The organism is Gilliamella sp. BG3, from assembly GCF_046635605.1.
In the GTDB taxonomy this organism is placed as follows: Bacteria; Pseudomonadota; Gammaproteobacteria; order Enterobacterales; family Orbaceae; genus Gilliamella; species Gilliamella bombi.
The window spans coordinates 1-4402 of sequence record NZ_JBIDFE010000048.1; the positions used below are offsets into that span (position 1 = coordinate 1).

At 38.1% G+C, this 4402-nt stretch carries 8 protein-coding genes; 2 read left to right on the forward strand and 6 right to left on the reverse strand.

What is annotated here, in order from left to right:
- Positions 1-275: 275 nt before the first annotated feature.
- The 3 genes from ACGH6S_RS11945 to ACGH6S_RS11955 form a co-directional block, all read right to left on the reverse strand.
- Positions 276-638, reverse strand: coding sequence for a hypothetical protein (locus ACGH6S_RS11945; RefSeq protein WP_085166136.1), 363 nt, complete (start codon positions 636-638; stop codon positions 276-278).
- The gene (locus tag ACGH6S_RS11950; RefSeq protein WP_167370130.1) at positions 632-805 is read right to left on the reverse strand and encodes a hypothetical protein; all 174 of its coding nucleotides are present in this window, start codon (positions 803-805) and stop codon (positions 632-634) included. Before ACGH6S_RS11950 ends, ACGH6S_RS11945 begins: the two co-directional genes overlap by 7 nt.
- A 206-nt stretch (positions 806-1011) precedes the next feature.
- Positions 1012-1200 (reverse strand): RHS repeat-associated core domain-containing protein, encoded by a 189-nt coding sequence (locus tag ACGH6S_RS11955; RefSeq protein WP_411579551.1) that lies wholly within the window; start codon positions 1198-1200, stop codon positions 1012-1014.
- An 84-nt stretch (positions 1201-1284) separates the two neighbouring features.
- Here ACGH6S_RS11955 and ACGH6S_RS11960 point away from each other — a divergent pair.
- Positions 1285-2366, forward strand: a protein-coding gene (locus ACGH6S_RS11960; protein WP_411578968.1) for an IS3 family transposase whose coding sequence is annotated in 2 segments (ribosomal slippage) — positions 1285-1531 and positions 1531-2366 — 1083 coding nt in all. Because the reading frame shifts where the segments join, the coding sequence is not laid out codon by codon here.
- A 97-nt stretch (positions 2367-2463) separates the two neighbouring features.
- Here ACGH6S_RS11960 and ACGH6S_RS11965 read toward each other — a convergent pair.
- The 3 genes from ACGH6S_RS11965 to ACGH6S_RS11975 all read right to left on the reverse strand — a co-directional run bounded on the left by ACGH6S_RS11965 (position 2464) and on the right by ACGH6S_RS11975 (position 3979).
- Positions 2464-2706, reverse strand: coding sequence for an RHS domain-containing protein (locus tag ACGH6S_RS11965; protein WP_411578967.1), 243 nt, complete (start codon positions 2704-2706; stop codon positions 2464-2466).
- 65 nt (positions 2707-2771) lie between these two features.
- Positions 2772-3161, reverse strand: coding sequence for a hypothetical protein (locus tag ACGH6S_RS11970; protein ID WP_239427967.1), 390 nt, complete (start codon positions 3159-3161; stop codon positions 2772-2774).
- A gap of 14 nt (positions 3162-3175) precedes the next feature.
- Positions 3176-3979 carry an RHS repeat-associated core domain-containing protein gene (locus tag ACGH6S_RS11975; RefSeq protein WP_411578966.1) on the reverse strand — a complete coding sequence of 268 codons (804 nt, stop codon included), beginning with the start codon at positions 3977-3979 and terminating at the stop codon, positions 3176-3178.
- A gap of 39 nt (positions 3980-4018) precedes the next feature.
- Here ACGH6S_RS11975 and ACGH6S_RS11980 point away from each other — a divergent pair, with 39 nt between their 5' ends.
- A complete protein-coding gene (locus tag ACGH6S_RS11980) occupies positions 4019-4273 on the forward strand; it encodes a hypothetical protein (protein WP_411578965.1) in 255 nt (84 codons plus the stop codon).
- Positions 4274-4402: the final 129 nt, after the last annotated feature.

Here is a 4402-nt window from a genome sequence, read left to right on the forward strand (position 1 = left end):
TATTATAATCGGATACGCCGTCATTCAGCCAATGGCTGGGTATCACCTGAACAATATGAACAACAATATTACCAAAAAGAAAAAATGATAGAGGTGGGCACTGTCTAATATTTTGGCAAGGATCAGTCGGTGTGATCGCAGCGGTAATTGGTCTGTTCTTATTTGCTGTGTTTTTGATTCAAGCCAAGATTGAACTCTGTTATTACTAGCTACAGAATAAACAGCAATTAAAATAAATTCGGGAAGATTTTAAATATCACTCCCGACTTTCATAATTATTTGTAATAGCATAATTCACATTGACCAATCACATCAAAAATATGATCATAAGTGCTTAAAACATAATGCTCATCTTTCTCTTTATCGAATATTTTATCAAAACATGATATCATCATTGGCTGATAGCTTGATTCATCAATCATTGTAATATTTAAGCTCTTTATATTTTTAAATTGAAAACAAATTAAAGCCTCTCCTTCTAATCCTCTGCTTGGTTGGCAAAATGACAAACCCAAAGAAGCTATTATCTTTAACTCCAGAGGAAACATATCTAATATGACGTCTTTTAATATTAAAGCGTCTCTTCCATATATTTCTCCATATATTGTCTCAATAGCCTGATTATTTACTGTTAGCATCTTACTTTTATCCCTTTCCCACCAGTTTTTGTTGAAAATCTATTATTTAGATTAATTGACTTCAAATCAGATTTAGTAGCCCAAACATAAGGCATACTTTTTATACCAGCTTCTTTAGCTGCGTATAGTCGTCGATTATCTAAAGTAAATACGGTGTTTATTTGCACCTTGCGAGATTAACCTTTCTTGAATGTTAGTAGGTAAGTCTCACTTTCCTGATTGGCTTTACTTGGTTGATATATGAAGAACCATTTTTCAATCTATAGATTAGTTCATTCATACTCCTTTTATCAGAAAAATTAGGACTGATATCACCTTGTGAAAATAAAACAGTTTTAGGGCTAACAGGTGATAGCCCCCATATCCACCCAAGTCAATCCATTAGGCCATACTGAAACAGATTAAGGCCACCCAGCAGCCTAATCGGATCTGGTTGGGTAAATCTACCTATATCCGGATCATAATACCTGAAAGTATTGTAATGTAAGCCAGTTTCTCTGTCTAGATATTGTCCTTGATATCTGAGGTTTTGCTTTACTGATTCATGTTCGATTTCGTGAATCCGTTTCCCCTGTAACTATCCCCTAAAATAGTACAGCAAAAAAGTAGAAAATTCTCTATGATAAAAGAAAAGGGGGGGTTAATTATGAAAAAAATGACTGAACATCAAATCGTCGCTATTTTAAAAGAAGCTGAAGCGGGTATTCCGGTTAAAGAACTGTGCCGTAAATATGGCATGGGTAATTCAACTTTCTATAAATGGCGAGAAAAATACGGCGGAATGGAAACTTCGGATATCAAACGCTTAAAGGAGCTGGAGGCTGAAAATCGCAAGCTTAAGCAGATGTTTGCCGAACTGAGCTTAAAATCTCAGCTGCAGGAAGAAATAATAAAAAAGCTTTAGTGCCCACAAAGGCACGTAAAACGTGGGCACAGCAACTAAAACAAAATCATTCAGTTACTATTGCTATGAGTTGTGCCATTGTTGGCTTAAGCCGTTGTGCTTACTATTATCAACCTAAGTTACAGGATGATTCAGTGATTATTTCGGTGTTGAATGCTATCACGGACAGGCATTTACGCTGGGGCTTTCCTAAATGCTTTAATCGTATCAGAAAGCTCGGCTATAAATGGAATCATAAACGGGTATATCGGGTGTATTGCCAATTAAAGCTTAATCTCAGGATAAAGCGTAAACAGCGCATTCCTCCACGAAGCCCAGAAAGGCTATCAGCACCCAATAAACAAGGTGAATGTTGGTCAATGGATTTTATGAGTGACAGTAGTCGTAATCAGCGTCGCTTTAGGACATTCAATGTTATCGATGACTTTAATCGTGAGGGGTTAGGGATTGATATTGCAGTAAGCTTACCAGCAGGAAGGATTACCCGTTACTTAGATAAACTGGCCGAATATCATGGATATCCATTAAAAATACGGGTCGATAATGGGCCAGAATTTACAGGAAAAACCTTTATAAACTGGGCTAAATCACATGATATAACCATTGATTATATCCAGCCCGGTAGCCCTTATCAAAATGGCTATATTGAACGATTTAATCGTACCTATCGTACTGAAGTACTCGATTTATATCTTTTTAACAACTTAGCACAAGCAAGGAAAATAACCGAAGAATGGCTAACGATTTATAATACCGAAAGACCGCATGAGGCATTAAATAACATGACACCGATTGAGTATAAAACACTAAAACAAGCAGCATGATTTTCTACGTGAGTTGTGTACTAAGTTTGGGGTATTTACAATTGTAATGTAAACCAGTTTCCCTGTCTAAATATTGTCCCTGATATCTGAGGTTTTGTTATATGGATTCGTGTTCGATTTCATGAATCCGTTTTCCCCATAGCTGAAAGCTGCATTCCCACAGTATTTCACCGTTTGCATCGGTAAGTTCTTCCGGACAGCCGTTCAGGTCGGTGTGAAAGTACATGACTCTTTCTGGGTCATTACCTCGTTTATCTATCCGCGCCAGTGGTTCGTAGCTGTTCTGGTCGGTATAGATATACAGGCTGGTGGGGTGATTCGGGCCGGTTTCCTGAATCATTCTTAAGCCATCCCACAGGAAGCGGGTACGGTTGTAGGGTTTGCCTTCTATATAAATATAGGGCTTTAAAGAAATGCTATTTCTGCACTCCCTATTTTTTTCACTGATAAATCTTTAATTTTTACCCCTATCCCATGTTCTGTATCCCCCGACCAATCGAATAAAAAACCGTATTCATTTTCAATATCCGAGAATAAATAGATTTTCATTAATGTACATTTATATAAATTTTTGTTATAAATTCTATTAGTATATAAAGCTATTTCTTTTTCAATTATATTATGTAGTTCAACTTGATGCGATATAATAAAATTAATATCTATTTTCATTTTTTTATCACATACATCTGACTCCAAATAAATAACTGGAATTTTTTGATGGCCAAAAGTATGTAAAATAATATCTATTGCTATGCCATCATCGTCATGATATATTTCCATCTTATCAAAATTCATATCATATTCCTCCATTAACATTTACCAAAAAGCTTAGAAGAAATCTCTTTAGCTTTAGCCTTAGCTTTGGATGTTTCGTATTTAACATCGTGATATTTCTCAAATTGACTAACAGAACCTGCATGTGGATATGTAGCTTCATGCGCTTCTATTTTTACTAATTGCATAGTTGATGTATTTGTTTTGGAATCATAATCATTCAAATGATGCCATGTATATCCTTCTGGATGAGACCTACCTGTTATATTACCTTTAGAATTTGTATAGCCTGCAATCTTATTGGCATTTTTAAAATCACCATATCTTCCTCCAGTCATTTCTATCTTAACAATATTTACACCACCCTGATATAAAGCATCTGTTCCAGAAAAATCAACACCCGAATATCGAGATAACCCCCACGGATCAATCCAAGTCAACCCATTAGGCGCATACTGATACAGATTCAAGCCACCCAGCAACCCAATCGGGTCGGGCTGGGTAAATCTACCTATATCCGGATCATAGTACCTGAACGTATTGTAATGTAAACCAGTTTCTCTGTCTAAATATTGTCCCTGATATCTGAGGTTTTGTTCTACCGATTCATGTTCGATTTCATGAATCCGTTTTCCCCACAGCTGAAAGCTGCATTCCCACAGTATTTCACCGTTTGCATCGGTAAGCTCTTCCGGACAGCCGTTGAGGTCGGTGTGGAAGTACATGACTCTTTCTGGGTCATTACCTCGTTTATCTATCCGCGCCAGTGGTTCGTAGCTGTTCTGGTCGGTATAGATATACAGGCTGGTGGGGTGATTCGGGCCGGTTTCCTGAATCATTCTTAACCCGTCCCACAGGAAGCGGGTACGGTTGTAGGGTTGGCCCTCGCGGTCTATCTGATGCTTTTCAATACGCCGGCCAAGGGCATCGTAAACATACCCATAACGCTGGCTGCGGCCTGTTTGCTCAATGCGTACTTCGCTCAGGCGGTGTTCGGCGTCGTAGTGGTAGTGCTGGGTAGCACCGATGCTCTGTTTGGTCTGAGTTCTGCCGTGCTCGTCATAGCTGTAGTGGTGCCCTCTGAAATGCAGGAGCTGGTTACAGCGGATGACATTCTGATTGCTGGGGTCTAATTCTATTGGCCGTTTGTGGTCTAACAGGTTGGCAGCGGCATCGTGTAACTACCCCCTAAAATAGTACAGCAAAAAAGTAGAAAATTCTCTATGATAAAAGAAAAGGGGATTTAATTATGAAAAAAATGA